This window comes from Micromonospora sp. NBC_00362, assembly GCF_026342155.1.
GTDB lineage: Bacteria > Actinomycetota > Actinomycetes > Mycobacteriales > Micromonosporaceae > Micromonospora > Micromonospora hortensis.
On record NZ_JAPENH010000001.1, the window covers coordinates 3603677 to 3619323 of the forward strand.

General features: G+C 71.8%; 10 protein-coding genes. 5 read left to right on the forward strand and 5 right to left on the reverse strand.

Going from position 1 to position 15647, the window contains the following annotated elements; translation table 11 throughout:
• Nucleotide 1: 1 nt before the first annotated feature.
• Nucleotides 2-1285, reverse strand: coding sequence for a phosphopyruvate hydratase (gene eno / locus OG992_RS16315; protein WP_238683158.1), 1284 nt, complete (start codon nucleotides 1283-1285; stop codon nucleotides 2-4).
• Between the two features lie 213 nt (nucleotides 1286-1498).
• Here eno and OG992_RS16320 point away from each other — a divergent pair, with 213 nt between their 5' ends.
• Both OG992_RS16320 and nudC read left to right on the forward strand, forming a co-directional pair.
• The gene (locus OG992_RS16320; protein WP_238683157.1) at nucleotides 1499-2194 is read left to right on the forward strand and encodes a hypothetical protein; all 696 of its coding nucleotides are present in this window, start codon (nucleotides 1499-1501) and stop codon (nucleotides 2192-2194) included.
• Complete coding sequence (gene nudC, locus OG992_RS16325) at nucleotides 2191-3060, forward strand: NAD(+) diphosphatase (RefSeq protein ID WP_238683156.1); 870 nt, start codon at nucleotides 2191-2193, stop codon at nucleotides 3058-3060. Before OG992_RS16320 ends, nudC begins: the two co-directional genes overlap by 4 nt.
• A 25-nt stretch (nucleotides 3061-3085) precedes the next feature.
• On the opposite strand, the gene OG992_RS16330 is transcribed toward nudC, so the two are convergent.
• From OG992_RS16330 to mfd, 4 genes are all read right to left on the reverse strand, one after another.
• Complete coding sequence (locus OG992_RS16330; protein WP_266303664.1) at nucleotides 3086-4705, reverse strand: DUF885 domain-containing protein; 1620 nt, start codon at nucleotides 4703-4705, stop codon at nucleotides 3086-3088.
• A gap of 107 nt (nucleotides 4706-4812) precedes the next feature.
• The gene (locus OG992_RS16335; RefSeq protein WP_266303665.1) at nucleotides 4813-5805 is read right to left on the reverse strand and encodes a nucleoside triphosphate pyrophosphohydrolase; all 993 of its coding nucleotides are present in this window, start codon (nucleotides 5803-5805) and stop codon (nucleotides 4813-4815) included.
• Nucleotides 5806-5807: 2 nt separating this feature from the next.
• Nucleotides 5808-6560 carry a hypothetical protein gene (locus tag OG992_RS16340; RefSeq protein WP_238683153.1) on the reverse strand — a complete coding sequence of 251 codons (753 nt, stop codon included), beginning with the start codon at nucleotides 6558-6560 and terminating at the stop codon, nucleotides 5808-5810.
• A gap of 114 nt (nucleotides 6561-6674) precedes the next feature.
• On the reverse strand, nucleotides 6675-10307 hold the full coding sequence (mfd, locus tag OG992_RS16345) for a transcription-repair coupling factor (RefSeq protein WP_266303666.1): 3633 nt from the start codon (nucleotides 10305-10307) through the stop codon (nucleotides 6675-6677).
• Nucleotides 10308-10636: 329 nt separating this feature from the next.
• On the opposite strand from mfd, the gene OG992_RS16350 reads away from it, so the two are divergent.
• The 3 genes from OG992_RS16350 (at nucleotide 10637) to ppc (ending at nucleotide 15629) form a co-directional block, all read left to right on the forward strand.
• Entirely contained in the window at nucleotides 10637-11551 is a 915-nt protein-coding gene (locus tag OG992_RS16350) for a cyclase family protein (RefSeq protein WP_266303667.1), read from the forward strand.
• A gap of 109 nt (nucleotides 11552-11660) precedes the next feature.
• Nucleotides 11661-12713 (forward strand): hypothetical protein, encoded by a 1053-nt coding sequence (locus OG992_RS16355; protein ID WP_266303668.1) that lies wholly within the window; start codon nucleotides 11661-11663, stop codon nucleotides 12711-12713.
• 129 nt (nucleotides 12714-12842) lie between these two features.
• Entirely contained in the window at nucleotides 12843-15629 is a 2787-nt protein-coding gene (gene ppc / locus OG992_RS16360) for a phosphoenolpyruvate carboxylase (protein ID WP_266303669.1), read from the forward strand.
• The last annotated feature ends 18 nt before the right edge of the window (nucleotides 15630-15647 follow it).

Here is a 15647-nt window from a genome sequence, read left to right on the forward strand (position 1 = left end):
CTCAGGCCGAACGGTAGCGCGGGAACGCGCCAGCGCCGGCGTAGCGCGCCGCGTCGGCCAGCTCCTCCTCGATCCGGAGCAGCTGGTTGTACTTGGCGACACGGTCCGAGCGGGCCGGGGCACCGGTCTTGATCTGGCCGCAGCCGGTGGCCACCGCCAGGTCGGCGATGGTGGTGTCCTCGGTCTCGCCGGAGCGGTGGCTCATCATGCACTTGAAGCCGGCCCGGTGGGCCAGGTCCACCGCGTCCAGGGTCTCGGTCAGCGAGCCGATCTGGTTGACCTTGACGAGAACCGCGTTCGCCGACTTCTCCGCGATGCCGCGGGCGATGCGCTGCGGGTTGGTCACGAACAGGTCGTCACCGACGATCTGCACCCGGTCGCCGATCGAGGCGGTCAGCGTCTGCCAGCCGCTCCAGTCGTCCTCGGCCAGCGGGTCCTCGATCGACACGATCGGGTACTCGTCGGCCAGCTTCGTGTAGTAGGTGCTCATGTCCTCGGCGGACTTCGCGGCACCCTCGAACGTGTAGGTGCCGTTGTCGAAGAACTCGGTGGCCGCCACGTCGAGCGCGAACACGATGTCGGTGCCGAGCCGGTAACCGGCCTTCTCGACAGCCTCGGCGATCAGGTCCAGAGCCGCCGCGTTCGTCGGCAGGTTCGGCGCGAAGCCACCCTCGTCGCCGAGCCCGGTGGAGAGGCCCTTCTTCTTCAGCACCGACTTCAGCGCGTGGTAGACCTCCGCGCCCGAGCGCAGCGCCTCACGGAAGGTGGGCGCGCCGATCGGCGCGATCATGAACTCCTGGATGTCGACGTTCGAGTCGGCGTGCGCGCCACCGTTGAGGATGTTCATCATCGGCACGGGCAGGAGGTGCGCGTTCGGGCCGCCCAGGTAGCGGAAGAGGCTCAGCTCGGCGCTGCCGGCAGCGGCCTTCGCCACCGCCAGGGAGACCCCGAGGATGGCGTTCGCGCCCAGCTCCGACTTGCTCTCCGTGCCGTCGATGTCGAGCATCTTCTGGTCGATCAGCCGCTGCTCGCTGGCCTCGTACCCGATGATCTGGTCGACGATCTTGTCTTCGACGTTGGAGACCGCCTTCTCCACGCCCTTGCCCTGGTAGCGGTCGGCGTCACCGTCGCGCAGCTCGATCGCCTCGAAGGCGCCGGTGGAGGCGCCGGAGGGCACGGCGGCGCGGGCTACCGTGCCGTCGTCCAGACCGACCTCGACCTCGACCGTCGGGTTGCCCCGCGAGTCGAGAATCTCCCGGGCGACGATTCCCTCGATGGTTGCCACTAAGTCGCTCCTCGTTGTTGTGATCCGGTCCGTGGGTGGGCCGCGACGGTGCGGCTGAGGCAGGTGTTGAACGCAGCGTATCGGGCGACGCGAACGGGCACGGCGTCGCCCGCGCACCCGGGTCACCCCGCGTTGACGGACATTCCCGGATTTCCGGGCGTCAACCGGCAACGGGTTTGCGCTGCGCGGACCAGATCCACCAGGCTGGTCGCCATGCCCGCCGCCTCGACCACCCTCCGCATGCTCGCCGTGTCGGTCATCGCGTCGCTCACGGTCACCGGCTGTCAGACATTCGAGGACGCCGGAGTCGCCATGGGCCGCTCGGAACTCGTCAACGACCTCGCCGCCCGGCTCGATCGGGCACTGGAGTTGACCTACTCGGCCGACTACCAGTTGCCCGGCGGCCAACGCGCCGCGATCGTGCAGGCACAGGACCCGGCGCGATCCACGTACACCTACCCGGGCGGGCAACTCACCGTCACCCCGGAGGCCATCACCCGGTGCACGACGACCGCCGCGCGCCCGCAGTGCACGCTGATCACCCCGCCCACCCCGGGCAGCAAGCCCACGGTGACGCTGTTCGGCGAGGCCAACCAGCAGGGCCTCGTCACGCCGCCAGTGGTGGTCGGGCTGCTCACCGCCGCAGCGCTCGACCCACAGGCGGTGATCAAGCAGAGTGACACCACAGTCGCCGGGCGCCACGCCGCCTGCGTCGTGGTGGAGAGCTCGTCGTCCGGCGACTTCACCGCCTGCGTGACCACCGAGGGCGTGCTCGGCAGCTTCACCGGGCCGGTCGACGGCAAGCCGATGGAGTTGGCGCTGAGCAACTACTCCGCGACCGTCGACGAGGGCGCGTTCGAACCGCCCGCCGGCGCCGCCGTCGTCGACCGCCGCCCCGGCGGCTCGTGACCGACCCACCGGTCGAGCCCCCAACCGTCGCGCCGCCCGGCGGGTTCCTGCCGGGAGCCGACCGGAGCCGGCCTCCCGGCCCCAGCGACCTGGCCCTGCCGGTGACCGGCGCGAAGCTGCTGACCGGCGTCGACGGCCATCCCCTCCGCGTCGCCGATCTGCCCGTCGACACCGACTGGGTGCCGCTGGGCACGCTCGACGGAGTGCCCGCCTGGGGCGCCGACCTGACCACCACCGCCAACGACCTTCCCGGCCGGGCGCGCGGCTGGGCGTCCCTCGCCGCCGAGGTGCCGGAGCCGCACGCCACGCTCGCCAGCCGGGCGCTGGCGGTGCTGACCTGGCGGCGTACCCACCGGTGGTGCGGCGCCTGCCGAGCGGAGCTGACCGACCGACCCGGCGAGACCGCCCGACAGTGCCCCGACTGCGCGCTGTACGTGCCGATGCAGCTCTCCGCCGCCGTACTGGTGGCGATCACCCGGCCCGGTCCGCCCGGGCACGTCGACGAGCTGCTGCTGGTGCAGCACGCCACCGGTCCGACCGGGCTGTGGGCGCTGGTGGCCGGCTTCGTCGAGGCCGGCGAGACGCTTGAGGCGGCGGTACACCGGGAGGTCGGTGAGGAGGTCGGGCTGCCCGTCGACCGGCTGGCCTACTTCGGCAGCCAACCCTGGGCGATCTCCGGCCCGGGCGTGCTGCTCGCCGGCTTCACCGCCCGTGCCGCCGACTCCGGGACCGAACCGGTGGTCGACGGGCGGGAGCTGACCAGGGCTCAGTGGTTCGGCCTGGATGAGCTGCCGGCGCAACTGCCGCCCGCGTACTCCATCTCGCGCTGGCTCATCGACGCGACGGTGACCGCCGCGCGGCGCTGAGACCCGCGCGGCCCGGCGTTTCTCCTCAGAGACCGAGCAGGGTGCGGAGGTGGCGCGGAGGCGGGCAGTCGTGGGCGAGCATCGCGTCGTGCCAGTCGCGGACCGACACCCCGGCCGGACGGGCGGCGGCGATCTCGGCCACCTCGCTGTACCCGACGAAGTAGGTGGAGAGCTGGGTGGAGGTCAGTTGCGCGCGCCGCCACTTGCCGGCCGCCTCGCCCTCCTCCTGGAAGCCGCGCCCGGTCATCAACGCCATCGCCTCGGCCTCGGGCAGGTCCTCGGCGTGCACCAACTGGTCGAGCAACGCGTTGATGGTCATGCGCAGTTGCATCTTGAGCTGCTGCAACCGCACCGGCAGGCCGCCGAAGCCGAGCCCCGTCATCACCTCCTCCGCGTAGACCGCCCAGCCCTCGATGAACGGGCCGGACTCGGCCAACGCGCGGACCCGCGTCCCACCGACGTAGCGGCGGGCGTGGGCGAGCTGGAGGAAGTGCCCCGGCATCGCCTCGTGCACCGTCAGGTTGCGGATCATATGAGCGTTGTATTCGCGGTAGAAGGAGTCAACCCGCTGCGTCGGCCAGTCCGACGGGGTGGGCGCGATGCAGTAGAAGGTCGGCAGGGCGGCGGTCTCCAGCGGGCCGGGGGCGTCGCAGTACGCCACAGCGACCCCCCTGGCGAACTCCGGCATCTCCTGGATCACGCACCGGTCGTCCACCAGTGTGACCAGGTCGTGTGCGCGGACGAAGTCGGTCGCCTCGTCCAGTGTCACCCCGGCCAGCTCGACGATCGTCGCGTCGTTCGGGTGCTCGGCGGCGAGCAGGTCCAACGCCCGACGTACCGTCGCGTCGTCGGCCGGACCACCGACCAGCTCGACGGCGGCCTCGCGGATCTCCGCGGTGACCCGGTCCAGGTTGGCCCAGGCGCGACGCTGGATTTCGGCGGCGCCCAACTCGGTGTCGAGGGTGTGCCAGAGCCGGGCCTCCCAGCGGCGCCGGCCCAGTCGCGGGTCACGGCCGGGGCCGGCGTCGGCGGCCAGGCCGGCGCGCAGCCAGGCCACGAACTCGTCCAGCGCGGCGATCGCGGCGGTAGCCGCCGGCTCGACCCGGTCGAGGTGGCTCGGGGCCTGGGCGAGCAACGCCGGAAGCTCGTCGCGGATCAGCGCGGCCGTGCCGGTGAACTGCCCGACCGCCGTCTCCGCGTGGACGCGCGGCATGTCCCGCAGCGTCGCGCGGGCGGTGGCGAGGGCGTCCGGTACGGCGGCGAGCCGGCCGGCGAGTTGGGTCAGCCGCACGTCCACGGGGGCGTACGGGCGGGCCAGCAGCGGGTGCAGAAGCGGGCCTGGGTTGTGCCGCAGCGGATCCCACTCGTGCGAGCGGATCTCGGTCAGCTCGAACAGCTCCCGGTCCACGAATGCGCTGAGCAGCGCGTGGTCCACCTGCTCGTCGACGTCGAGCGAGTCCGGGTCCAGTTCGGACAGTGCGTTGGCAGCGTCGGAGAGCATCGCCCGATCGGCGGTCAACCCGTCGGCGGACAGGTCCGGCAGCCTGTCGTCGAAGCGGTGGTCACCGGCGGCGGTGGCAACCCCCGGCCGCGACTCCAGTAAAGCCTCGACAACCCGCTCAGCCAGCACCCCAAACGCTTCCACCGCACCACCCTACCGACCGCTGTGCGCTCCGCCCCCGGTTTCACCCACCCCGTCGATCATGAAGTTATTGCCATCCACCTCGGCGTGTCGGAGCAATAACTTCATGATCACCGCGGGCTGGTGGGTGGGGGTTCGGGTTCGGCCTTGCGGATGGCTTCGGCGTGGGCGAGGGTGGTGCGGCGGAGGGCTGCTTCAGGGTCTATGCCCGCCTCGCGGGCCGTAGCGACCCTGGCCAGCAGGTCGGCGCCCAGTCTTGCCTCGGCATCCGCGTGGGTGTCGGTCGGTGGGAGCGGAACGTCGATGCCTCTGCGGGCGGCGCGGTCCAGGATCTGCGTTGCCAGGGCCAGCGCGGGCTGACTCATTGCCACACCGTCCAACGCCGAGTGCCGTGCCTTCTCCGCGCGCTTGATCCGCTCCCAGTTCTCGGTGATCTCCTCCAGGGTGCCCGCCTCGGCACCGGCGAAGACGTGCGGATTACGCCGGATCATCTTGTCGACCAGACCACCGGCCACGTCGTCGATGGTCCACCGCTCATCCTCGGGCAACTCCTCGGCGAGCCGCGCGTGCAGCACCACCTGCAACAACACGTCGCCCAACTCCTCGCGCAGCGCGTCGGTGTCGTCGGCGCTGATGGCGTCGTACGCCTCGTAGCTCTCCTCCAGCAGGTAACCGGCGAGGCTGCGGTGCGTCTGCGCCCGCTTCCACGGGTCGCCACCCGGAGAGGCCAGCCGATCCAGCACGGCCACCGCGTCGAGCAGTCGGGCACCCGGCGGATCCCACGAGCCGTACATCAGCTCCATCTCGGCCAACCCCGGCTGCCGGGCCAGCCGCAGACCCAACTCCCGGGCCAGCGCCTCGTCACCCGCCGGGCCGGCCAGCCACACCACTGTGCCGTGCGTCGCCACCGCGTCCAGCAACGGCTGCGTCGCCGGGCCGTCCACCACAGTGACCTCGGCGCCCGCCTGGCGCACGGCAGTGGTCAACTCGCTGTCCGCGCCGGTCAACACCGGGTGCTGGCGTACGACGTCCCAGGCCGCGGCCGTCAACAGGCCGGCGGGCAACCGAGGTGAGGTGACCAGGAGGACGATCCGTGCCGTCATGCTCAGCTGGCCGTGCCCTCGGCCTCCGGCGTCCCGGTCGGCCCCTCCGGGGTGGAGATGTCGGTGACCGCGTCGGAGCCCGGCTCACCCAACGGCACGCTCACCGCGGGTGCGTCATCGCTGAAGCTGAGCAGCGGGAAATCGAGCGGACGGTACCGAGGGCTGACGGTGACGTCGTAACGACCGACCGCCTCGGCCAGGATCCGCTTGGTCGCCAGCGCGCCGCGTAGCTGCTCGCCGTCGAGCTGCTGGGCGGCGGCCTCGTCGGTCACGTCGGCGGGGATCTTGCCGGCCGCACGCCCGGCGGCGATCACGTCGGCGAGCTCCTCCTTGGTCGGCTCGATCGGCTCGGCCGGCAACCCGGACAGGCAGGTGAAGAACTTCGCCACCTCCCGCACGTGCCCGGTCTCCGGGTCGAGGCTGAGCTGCTGGGCGGCCTGGTCGACAGTCACCTGGCCGCGCGGCTGGTAGTTCTTCTCGGCGGAGAGCTTCTCGCACACCTTGGTCAGCACCATGGCCCGAACCACGTCGGCCACCTTGGGCAGGGTCGGTTGCGGCGCCCCGGGCTGCCCACTGGCGGAGGATTCCGGCGCCGGGTTCTTCGTCCGCAGGTCCTTCATCGCGGCGGTGACCTGAACGTCGGTGATGCGCTGGTCACCGATGTAAGCGGCGATACCAGGCTCAGCACGGCAACCGGAGAGGGCGACGAGGCCGAGCGCCACAGTGGCGACGGCGGCAAGACGGCGAGCACGCATAGCCGCCACTCTCTCACGCCGTCACCCGGGGTTGTGACACCCCCCACCTTCGCTCATCCCACGACCAGGGACGGCGTCGACGCGACCGTCCCTGGTCCAGAGCACACAGCCGGCTCAGGCGTTCGCGGCGACGGCGAGCGGGGCGGGGGCACCGAGCACATCGGAGAGCAGTTGCGCGCACCACTGGAGCAGCGCCTGGTCACGCAGCGGCTCGCCACCGATCCGACGGGTGGTCGGTCGGGGCACGCTGACCTGGTCGGTGGCCTGCTTGTAGACGGCATCCGGGTGGTAGCGCTTGAGCCGCATCTGCTTCGAGTCCGGCAACGGCAGCGGGCCGAACCGTACGTGCTTGCCCTGCATGGACACGTCGGACAGGCCGTAACGGCGGGCCAGCAGACGGAACCTGGCCACCTCCACCAGGTTCTGCACCGGGGCCGGCGGCTCGCCGTACCGGTCGGTCATCTCGGCGATCACCTCGCCCAGCCGCTCCTCGTCGCGCGCCTCGGCGAGCTTGCGGTACATCTCCAGTCGCAGCCGCTCCACGCTCACGTAGTCGTGTGGCAGGTGCGCGTCGACCGGCAGATCGATCTTGACATCGGTCTCCTCCTCCGGCCGCTCACCCTTGAACGCGGAGACCGCCTCGCCGACCATCCGCACGTACAGGTCGAAGCCGACGCCCTCGATGTGCCCGGACTGCTCGCCACCGAGCAGGTTGCCGGCGCCCCGGATCTCCAGGTCCTTCATCGCCACGTACATGCCCGCGCCCAACTCGGTGTGCTGGGCGATGGTCGCCAACCGCTCGTGGGCGTGCTCGGTGAGCGGCTTCTCCGGCGGGTAGAGGAAATAGGCGTACGCCCGCTCCCGGCCCCGGCCGACCCGGCCCCGGATCTGGTGCAGCTGGGCCAGGCCCAGCAGGTCGGCCCGCTCCACGATCAGCGTGTTGGCGTTCGGGATGTCGATGCCCGACTCGACGATCGTGGTGCAGACCAGGACGTCGAACTCCTTCTCCCAGAAGCCGACCATGACCTTCTCCAGGGCGTCCTCGCCCATCTGGCCGTGCGCCACCGCGACCCGCGCCTCGGGCACCAGCTCCCGCAGTCGCCGTGCCGCCCGGTCGATCGACTCGACCCGGTTGTGCAGGTAGAAGACCTGCCCGTCGCGGAGCAGCTCACGGTGGATGGAAGCGGCCACCTGCCGGTCGTCCTGCGCGCCGACGAAGGTGAGCACCGGGTGCCGCTCCTCCGGCGGGGTGGCGATGGTGGACATCTCCCGGATGCCGGTGATCGCCATCTCCAGGGTGCGCGGGATCGGAGTGGCCGACATGCTGAGCACGTCGACCGACGCGCGCAGCGTCTTCAGGTGCTCCTTGTGCTCGACACCGAAGCGCTGCTCCTCGTCGACGATCACCAGACCGAGCTGCTTGAAGCGGGTCGCCGTCTGCAACAGCCGGTGCGTACCGATGACGATGTCGACGGTGCCGTCGGCGACCATCTCCAGCGTCCGCTCGGTCTCCTTCGGCGTCTGGAACCGGGACAGCTGCCGGATCTGGACCGGGAACTGGCTCATCCGCTCGGCGAACGTGTTGTAGTGCTGCTGAACCAGCAGGGTGGTCGGCACCAGCACCGCCACCTGCTTACCGTCCTGCACCGCCTTGAACGCCGCCCGGACCGCGATCTCGGTCTTGCCGTAGCCGACATCACCGCAGATCAGCCGGTCCATCGGGACGGTCTGCTCCATGTCCCGCTTGACCTCGTCGATCGCGGCGAGCTGGTCCGGCGTCTCCTGCCAGGGGAAGGCGTCCTCCAGCTCGCGCTGCCACGGCGTGTCCGGGCCGAACGAGTGCCCCTTGGACGCCTTGCGGGCGGCGTAGAGCTGGATGAGCTGCGCGGCGATCTCCCGGACCGCCTTGCGGGCCCGGGCCTTTGACTTCTGCCAGTCCGAGCCGCCCATCTTGTGCAGGGTCGGCTGCTCGCCGCCCACGTAGCGGGAGAGCTGGTCGAGCTGGTCGGTCGGGACGAACAACCGGTCGCCGGGTTGGCCCCGCTTGCTGGCCGCGTACTCGATGACCAGGTATTCCCGGCTGGCGCCGTTGACGGTGCGCTGCACCAGCTCGACGTAGCGGCCGATGCCGTGCTGCTCGTGCACCACGTGGTCGCCGGTCTTCAACTCCAGCGGGTCGATGGTGTTGCGCCGACGGCTCGGCATCTTGCGCATGTCCCGCGTCGAGGTGCCCCGACCACCTGTCACGTCATTGCCGGTGAGCAGCACGAAGCGGGACGCCTCGTCGACGAACCCGCTGCTCAGCGCACCGCAGGTGACCACCAGTTCGCCGGGGACGGGCGCGGTCGGCACCTCCTCGGCCAACCGGGCACCCAGGCCGGCGTCGCGCAGCACCTCCACCGCCCGCTGGGCGGGGCCGTGCCCCTCGAAGACCAACGCGATCGACCAACCCTCGCCGGCCCAGCGCTTGAGGTCCTCGACGACCCGCGAGGTCTCGCCGTGATAGAGCGGCGCCGGTTGGGCGGCCAGGGTCACCGCGATGGCGTCGTCCGGAGTGACGGCGGCCTGCTCGGGCGCGTCCTCCCAGGGCTGCCGAGTCTCGGCGGTCTCCCCCTCAACCAACCCGAACGGGGACAGCGTCCACCACGGCTGGCCGAGCCTGCCCGCGGCGGCGCGTACCTCGCCGAGGGTGCGGAAGGCGGCGGCGCCGACGTCCACCGGGGCCTGGCCGCCGACCGCGGCGGCGGCCCAGCTGGCCTGCAAGAACTCCTCCGACGTACGCACCAGGTCGTGCGCCCGCGTACGGATCCGCTCGGGGTCGCAGAGCAGGACGTGGGTGCCGGCCGGCATGGCGTCCAGCAGCAGCTCCAGTGAGTCGGGGCCGACCAGCACCGGGGCGAGGGACTCCATCCCCTCCACCGGGATGCCCTCGGCCAGCTTGTCGAGGATCTCGGCCAGCTCGGGGTGCTGCTCGGCGAGCGCGGCGGCCCGGTCGCGAACCGCCGGGGTGAGCAGCAGCTCGCGGCAGGGCGGCGCCCAGAGCAGCGGAACCTGCTCGATGGTCCGCTGGTCGGCGACGGCGAAGGTGCGGATCTCCTCCACCTCGTCGCCCCAGAACTCGACCCGGGACGGGTGCTCGTCGGTGGGCGGGAAGACGTCCAGGATGCCGCCGCGCACCGCGAACTCGCCGCGCTTGGTGACCAGGTCGACCCGTGCGTACGCCATGTCGGTCAACCGGCGGGCGACCTCTTCCAGGTCGGCCTCCTCGCCGGCGGCAAGCTGCACCGGCTCCAGATCACCGAGCCCTTTCAGCTGCGGCTGGAGCAGCGAACGGACCGGCGCGACTACCACTCGCAGTGGCCCGGTGCCGCCGTGCGCGTCGGTCGCCTCCGGGTGCGCCAGCCGGCGCAGCACGGCCAGCCGCCTTCCGACAGTGTCGGAGCGCGGGGACAGCCGCTCGTGCGGCAGCGTCTCCCAGGAGGGGAAGACCACTACCTGCTCGGCCGGCAGCAGCCCGCCCAGCGCGGCGGCCAGGTCGTCGGCCTCCCGGGTGGTGGCGGTCACCGCCAGCACCGGTCGCCCGGCGCCGTCGTTGTCCGCGGCGACCGCCGCGACGGCGAACGGGCGCAGCGCCGCCGGGGCGGTGATGTCGAGCCCGTCGACCTGGGCGGCACCGGAGCGCGCCAGGTCACGCGCCCGGGTCAGCCCGGGGTCGGACAGGGCGGCGGTGAACAGACCGGTGAGCAAGGGAATCCTTCCCGGGGAGTCGACGCACACGACGGCGGCCCCTCGTCCAGCCGGACGGGGGGGCACGACGACAAGCCTAGCCCCGTCGACCGACAGCCACCCCCTTCCGCCCAGGTCCGCGCCGCGCGCGTCACGCCCGCGCCCCGCGCCCCGCGCCCCGCGCCCCGCGCCCCGCGCCCCGCGCCAAGATCGTGCTCGAACCAGGATGTAGTGGCCTCAGCGGCGCACCGATGCCCCTACATCCTGGATATTGCGCGATCTTGCCGGGTCGAGCCCCGGTCGCCGCCAGGAATCTTGACCGTCGCTGGCGGGCGTGGTCGGGTTTCGGGATGGGTGAGCAGTGGCGGGCACAGTTCGACGCGGAGGTGAGCTTCGCCAACGGCGGCGGGCTGCGTACCGAGGGGTTCCGGCTGGACATTCCCGGTCGGGAGATCACCGACGGCGACCTGGCGGCGTTGTTCGTCAGGCACCTCGGGCTGCTGATGGTCGCCGACGTACGGATCAGCGCCAAGACGGTCATCGAGGAGCCGCACAAGGGCGGCCGGGGTGTCGCGGTCGACGGCTCCGACGCGGATCGTCGGCTGGTCGAGCTGAGCCACGTGATCAGCGACGGGATGACCACCCTGCCGGGTTGGCCGGGCCCCCGGATCACCGACTGGCTGACCTTCGCGGCATCCCGTGAGCGGTACGCCCCGGGCACCGAGTTCCACGTGGCCCGAATCGACATGATCGCCAACACCGGCACGTACCTGGACACGCCCGCCCACCGCTGGGCCGGGCGCGACGACCTGACCGAGGTGTCGCTGGACCGTCTCGCCGACCTACCGGGGGTGGTGGTCCGGGTGCCGGCCGGCATCCGCGCGGTGGACCGGCTGATGCTGGCCCCGTACGAGGTGACCGGCCGGGCGGTGTTGCTGCACACTGGGTGGGACGCGCACTTCGGCACCGAGCGGTACGGCGCGCCGCAAGCGCCGCACCTGACCGGGGACGCCGCCCACGCGCTGGTCGACGCGGGGGCTGCCCTGGTCGGCATCGACTCGATCAACATCGACGACATGAGCCCGGCGGCCGCCGGCGTACGCCCCGCGCACAGCGCGCTGCTCGCCGCCGGCATCCCGATCGTCGAGCACCTGACCGGCCTGGACGCGTTGCCGCCGAGCGGTTTCCGGTTCACCGCGGCCCCGCCGATGGTGGCCGGCATGGGCACCTTCCCGGTCCGCGCCTTCGCCGTCGTCAACTCCTGACGCCCCCGGCGACGCCTGCCGCACGGCCTGCGGCTGGTCACTGCCGGACCGCAGGGGCGGCGAGCTGGTTCCACACTGTGGTCCGCAAAACGGACCATAGGCTAGCAACGTGGACAAAGAATCGCACGGCACAGCTCGCGACTGGGCGCCGCGCAGCATCGGACTGCTCCTCGGCACCCTCGTGCTGGCCACGGCGTTCATCGCGGCCTACGTCGGCGCGTTACACCAACCCACACCGCGCGACCTGCCGATCGGCGTCGTCTCCGGCGACCAACGCGCCCAGGCGACGCTCGACGCCGTGCGCGGCCAGACCACCATCCTCAAACCCATCGGGTACGACGACCCGGCCGCCGCCGAGCACGGACTGCTCAGCCGCGCGGTGTACGCCGTACTCAGCACCGGGCCCGACGACGGCCTGCTCCTGACCGTGGCGAGCGCCTCCGGCCCCTCGGCCACCAGCGCGATCAAGGAGGTCCTCGGCACCGCCACCACCCGCGCCGGTACTCCGCTCCAGATCGTCGACGAGGTGCCGGTCACCCCGGCCGACCCGCGCGGGGTGGTGCCCTTCTACCTGAACGTCGGGTACGTGCTCGGCGGCTACCTCGCCTCGACAGTGCTCGGCATATCCGCCGGCACCACCCCCCGTACGGCGCGACGCGCCGGACTGCGTATCGCCGCGCTGGCGGTCTACAGCGTGCTGCTCGGCATCGCCGGCGCGGTAGTCGTCGGACCCGTCCTGGACATCTGGCACCACGACGTACCGACGATCGCCGCCATCGGCGCGCTGGCCGTCTTCGCCGCCGCCATGTTCGCCAGCGCCATCCAGGGCTGGCTCGGCGTCGCGGGCACCGCGCTGGTCATCCTGCTGTTGGTGGTGCTCGGCAACCCGGGCTCCGGCGGCATCTACGCGCCCGAGTTCCTGCCCGGGGTGCTGCGCGGCATGCACCGCTGGAACATCCCCGGGCTCGCCAACGACCTGACCAAGGCCGCCGTGTACTTCGACTGGCGGTCGGCCGGCTGGCCGGCATCCGCCCTCGGGATCTGGACGGTGCTCGGAGGGCTCGGACTGGTCAGCGCGAGCCTGGTCCGGGGTCGCCGGACCGCCCCCTCCGGCCCCGGAACAACCCGCTCCGACCCCTCGCCGGACCGCGACGGTGGTTGAGATCACCCCGGAAACACCCCTCCTCGGGGCAGTGGATCACCAGGGGGCCCTCCAGACATCCCCTGCGCGCGGATACCATCCAGTAAGTCGGACAGCGCTGTCCTTCGTATCCACGTAAGGGAGCGCATCGTGACCGACCAGCACGACCACGACGGCCCGGACGCCGCACTGCGCGCCGACATTCGCCGACTCGGCACCCTGCTCGGCCAGACCCTGGCCCGCCAGGAGGGTCGCCCACTGCTCGACCTCGTCGAGGAGATCCGCGCCCAGGTTCGCTCCGACGCCCCCGCTGCCGCCCAGCGCCTCGGCGGGCTCGACGTGACCACCGGCACCAAGCTGGCCCGCGCCTTCTCCACCTACTTCCACCTGGCCAACATCACCGAGCAGGTGCACCGTGCGCGGGACCTGCGCCGCCGCCGCGCGGTGCAGGGCGGCTGGCTGGACCAGGCCGCCAAGATGATCGCCGAGCGCGGGGTGCCGGCCGAGGAGATCGCCAACGCGGCTCGCCGGCTGGCGGTGCGACCGGTCTTCACCGCGCACCCGACCGAGGCGGCCCGGCGCTCGATCCTGTCCAAGCTGCGGGCGATCGCCGACGAGTTGGACAACGAGACCGCCAACGCGATCCTCTACGGCGCCAGCGACGAGGGCCCGGCCAACCGCCGGCTGGCCGAGTTGTTGGACCTGATGTGGCAGACCGACGAGCTGCGGCTCGACCGGCCGGACCCGACCGACGAGGCCCGCAACGCCATCTACTACCTGCGCGACCTGTACGCCGAGGCCGCCCCGCAGGTGCTCGACGACCTGGCCGACACGTTGCGCACGCTCGGTGTGGAGACCTCACCGACGGCCCGGCCGCTGAGCTTCGGCACCTGGATCGGCGGCGACCGCGACGGCAACCCGTTCGTCACCCCGGCGGTCACCCGCGAGGTGCTGACCATTCAGCACGAGCACGGCATCGCGGCCACCGAGAAGGCGATGGACCACCTGATCAACGAGGTCTCGGTGTCCCGCCGACTGCGCGGGGTGTCCCTGGACCTCTCCGCCAGCCTCGCCGCCGACCTGGACGCGCTGCCCGAGGTGGCGCAACGCTTCCGCCGGGTCAACGCGGAGGAGCCGTACCGGCTGAAGGCACGCTGTGTGAAGGCGAAGCTCGCCAACACCCGGCTGAGGTTGCGCCAGGGCACCGCACACGTGCCGGGCCGGGACTACCGCGGCTCCGCCGAGCTGATCGCCGACCTGGACCTGCTGCGCGCCTCGCTGGCCCGCAACTCCGGGCAGCTCACAGCGGTCGGCCGGCTGGCCTCCACCATCCGTACGGTTTCCGCGTTCGGCCTGCACCTCGCCACGATGGACGTCCGGGAGCACGCCGAGGCGCACCACGCGGTGCTCGCGCAGCTCTACGAGGCGGTCGGCGAGGTCTCCGACTACCCGGCGTTGACCCGGCTGGAACGCACCAAGCTGCTCGCCGACGAGCTGACCGGTCGACGTCCGCTGTCGACGCTGGACACGTCGCTGTCCGAGCCGGCCCGCAAGACGTTCGACGTGTTCAGCACCATCCGGGAGGCACAGGACCGGTTCGGCGCCGAGGTGATCGAGTCGTACATCATCTCGATGACCCTGGGTGTCGACGACGTGCTGGCCGCCGTGGTGCTGGCCCGCGAGGCCGGCCTGGTGGACGTGCACAGCGGGCGGGCCCGGGTCGGGTTCGTGCCGCTCCTGGAGACCCCGGCCGAGCTGAACTCGGGGGGTGAACTCCTCGACGAGCTGCTGTCGCTGCCCGCCTACCGGGCGCTGGTGACGGCCCGCGGTGACGTGCAGGAGGTCATGCTCGGCTACTCCGACTCGAACAAGGAAGCCGGGATCACCACCAGCCAGTGGTCGATCCACCGGGCGCAGCGCGCGCTGCGCGACGTGGCCGCCCGGCACGGTGTGCACCTGCGGCTCTTCCATGGCCGGGGCGGCACCGTCGGGCGCGGCGGCGGGCCGACGCACGAGGCGATCCTGGCGCAGCCGTACGGCACCATGGACGGCGCGATCAAGGTGACCGAGCAGGGCGAGGTGATCTCCGACAAGTACACCCTGCCCTCGCTGGCCCGGGAGAACCTGGAGCTCACCCTCGCCGCGGTGCTCCAGGCGACCCTGCTGCACACCGCGCCCCGGCAGCCGGCCGAGATGTTGGAGCGCTGGGACGCGACGATGGACGTGGTCTCCGAGTCGGCGTTCCGGTCCTACCGGTCGCTCGTCGAGGACCCGGACCTGCCCGCGTACTTCTGGGCGTCCACCCCCACCGAGTTGCTCGGCGCGCTGAACATCGGCTCCCGGCCGGCGAAGCGCCCGAACACCGGCGCGGGGCTGTCCGGGCTGCGGGCCATCCCGTGGGTGTTCGGCTGGACACAGACCCGGCAGATCGTGCCGGGCTGGTTCGGCGTCGGCTCCGGGCTCGCCGCCGCCCGCGAGGCCGGTCTGGCGGACGTGCTGGCCGAGATGCACCGCAATTGGCACTTCTTCCGCACGTTCCTGTCGAACGTCGAGATGATGTTGACCAAGACCGACCTGAGCATCGCCCGCCGGTACGTCGAGACGCTGGTGCCGAAGAAGCTGCACCCGATCTTCGAGCAGATCGAGCAGGAGTACGAGCTGACCAAGCGGGAGGTGCTGGCGGTGACCGCCTCACCGGCCCTGCTGGAGAACTCGCCGGTGCTCCAGCGCACCCTGGCCGTCCGCGACACCTACCTGGAGCCGCTGCACCATCTCCAGGTGGCGCTGCTGCGGCAGTACCGGGAGTCGGGCGCGGCCGGGCGGGCGATCGCCACCGCGCCGGGCGGCCGACGCGCACCGAGCGACGGCACCGCCCTGGAACGCGCGCTGCTCACCACCGTGAACGGCATCGCCGCCGGGATGCGCAACACCGGCTGATCGGCAGGTACGAAAACG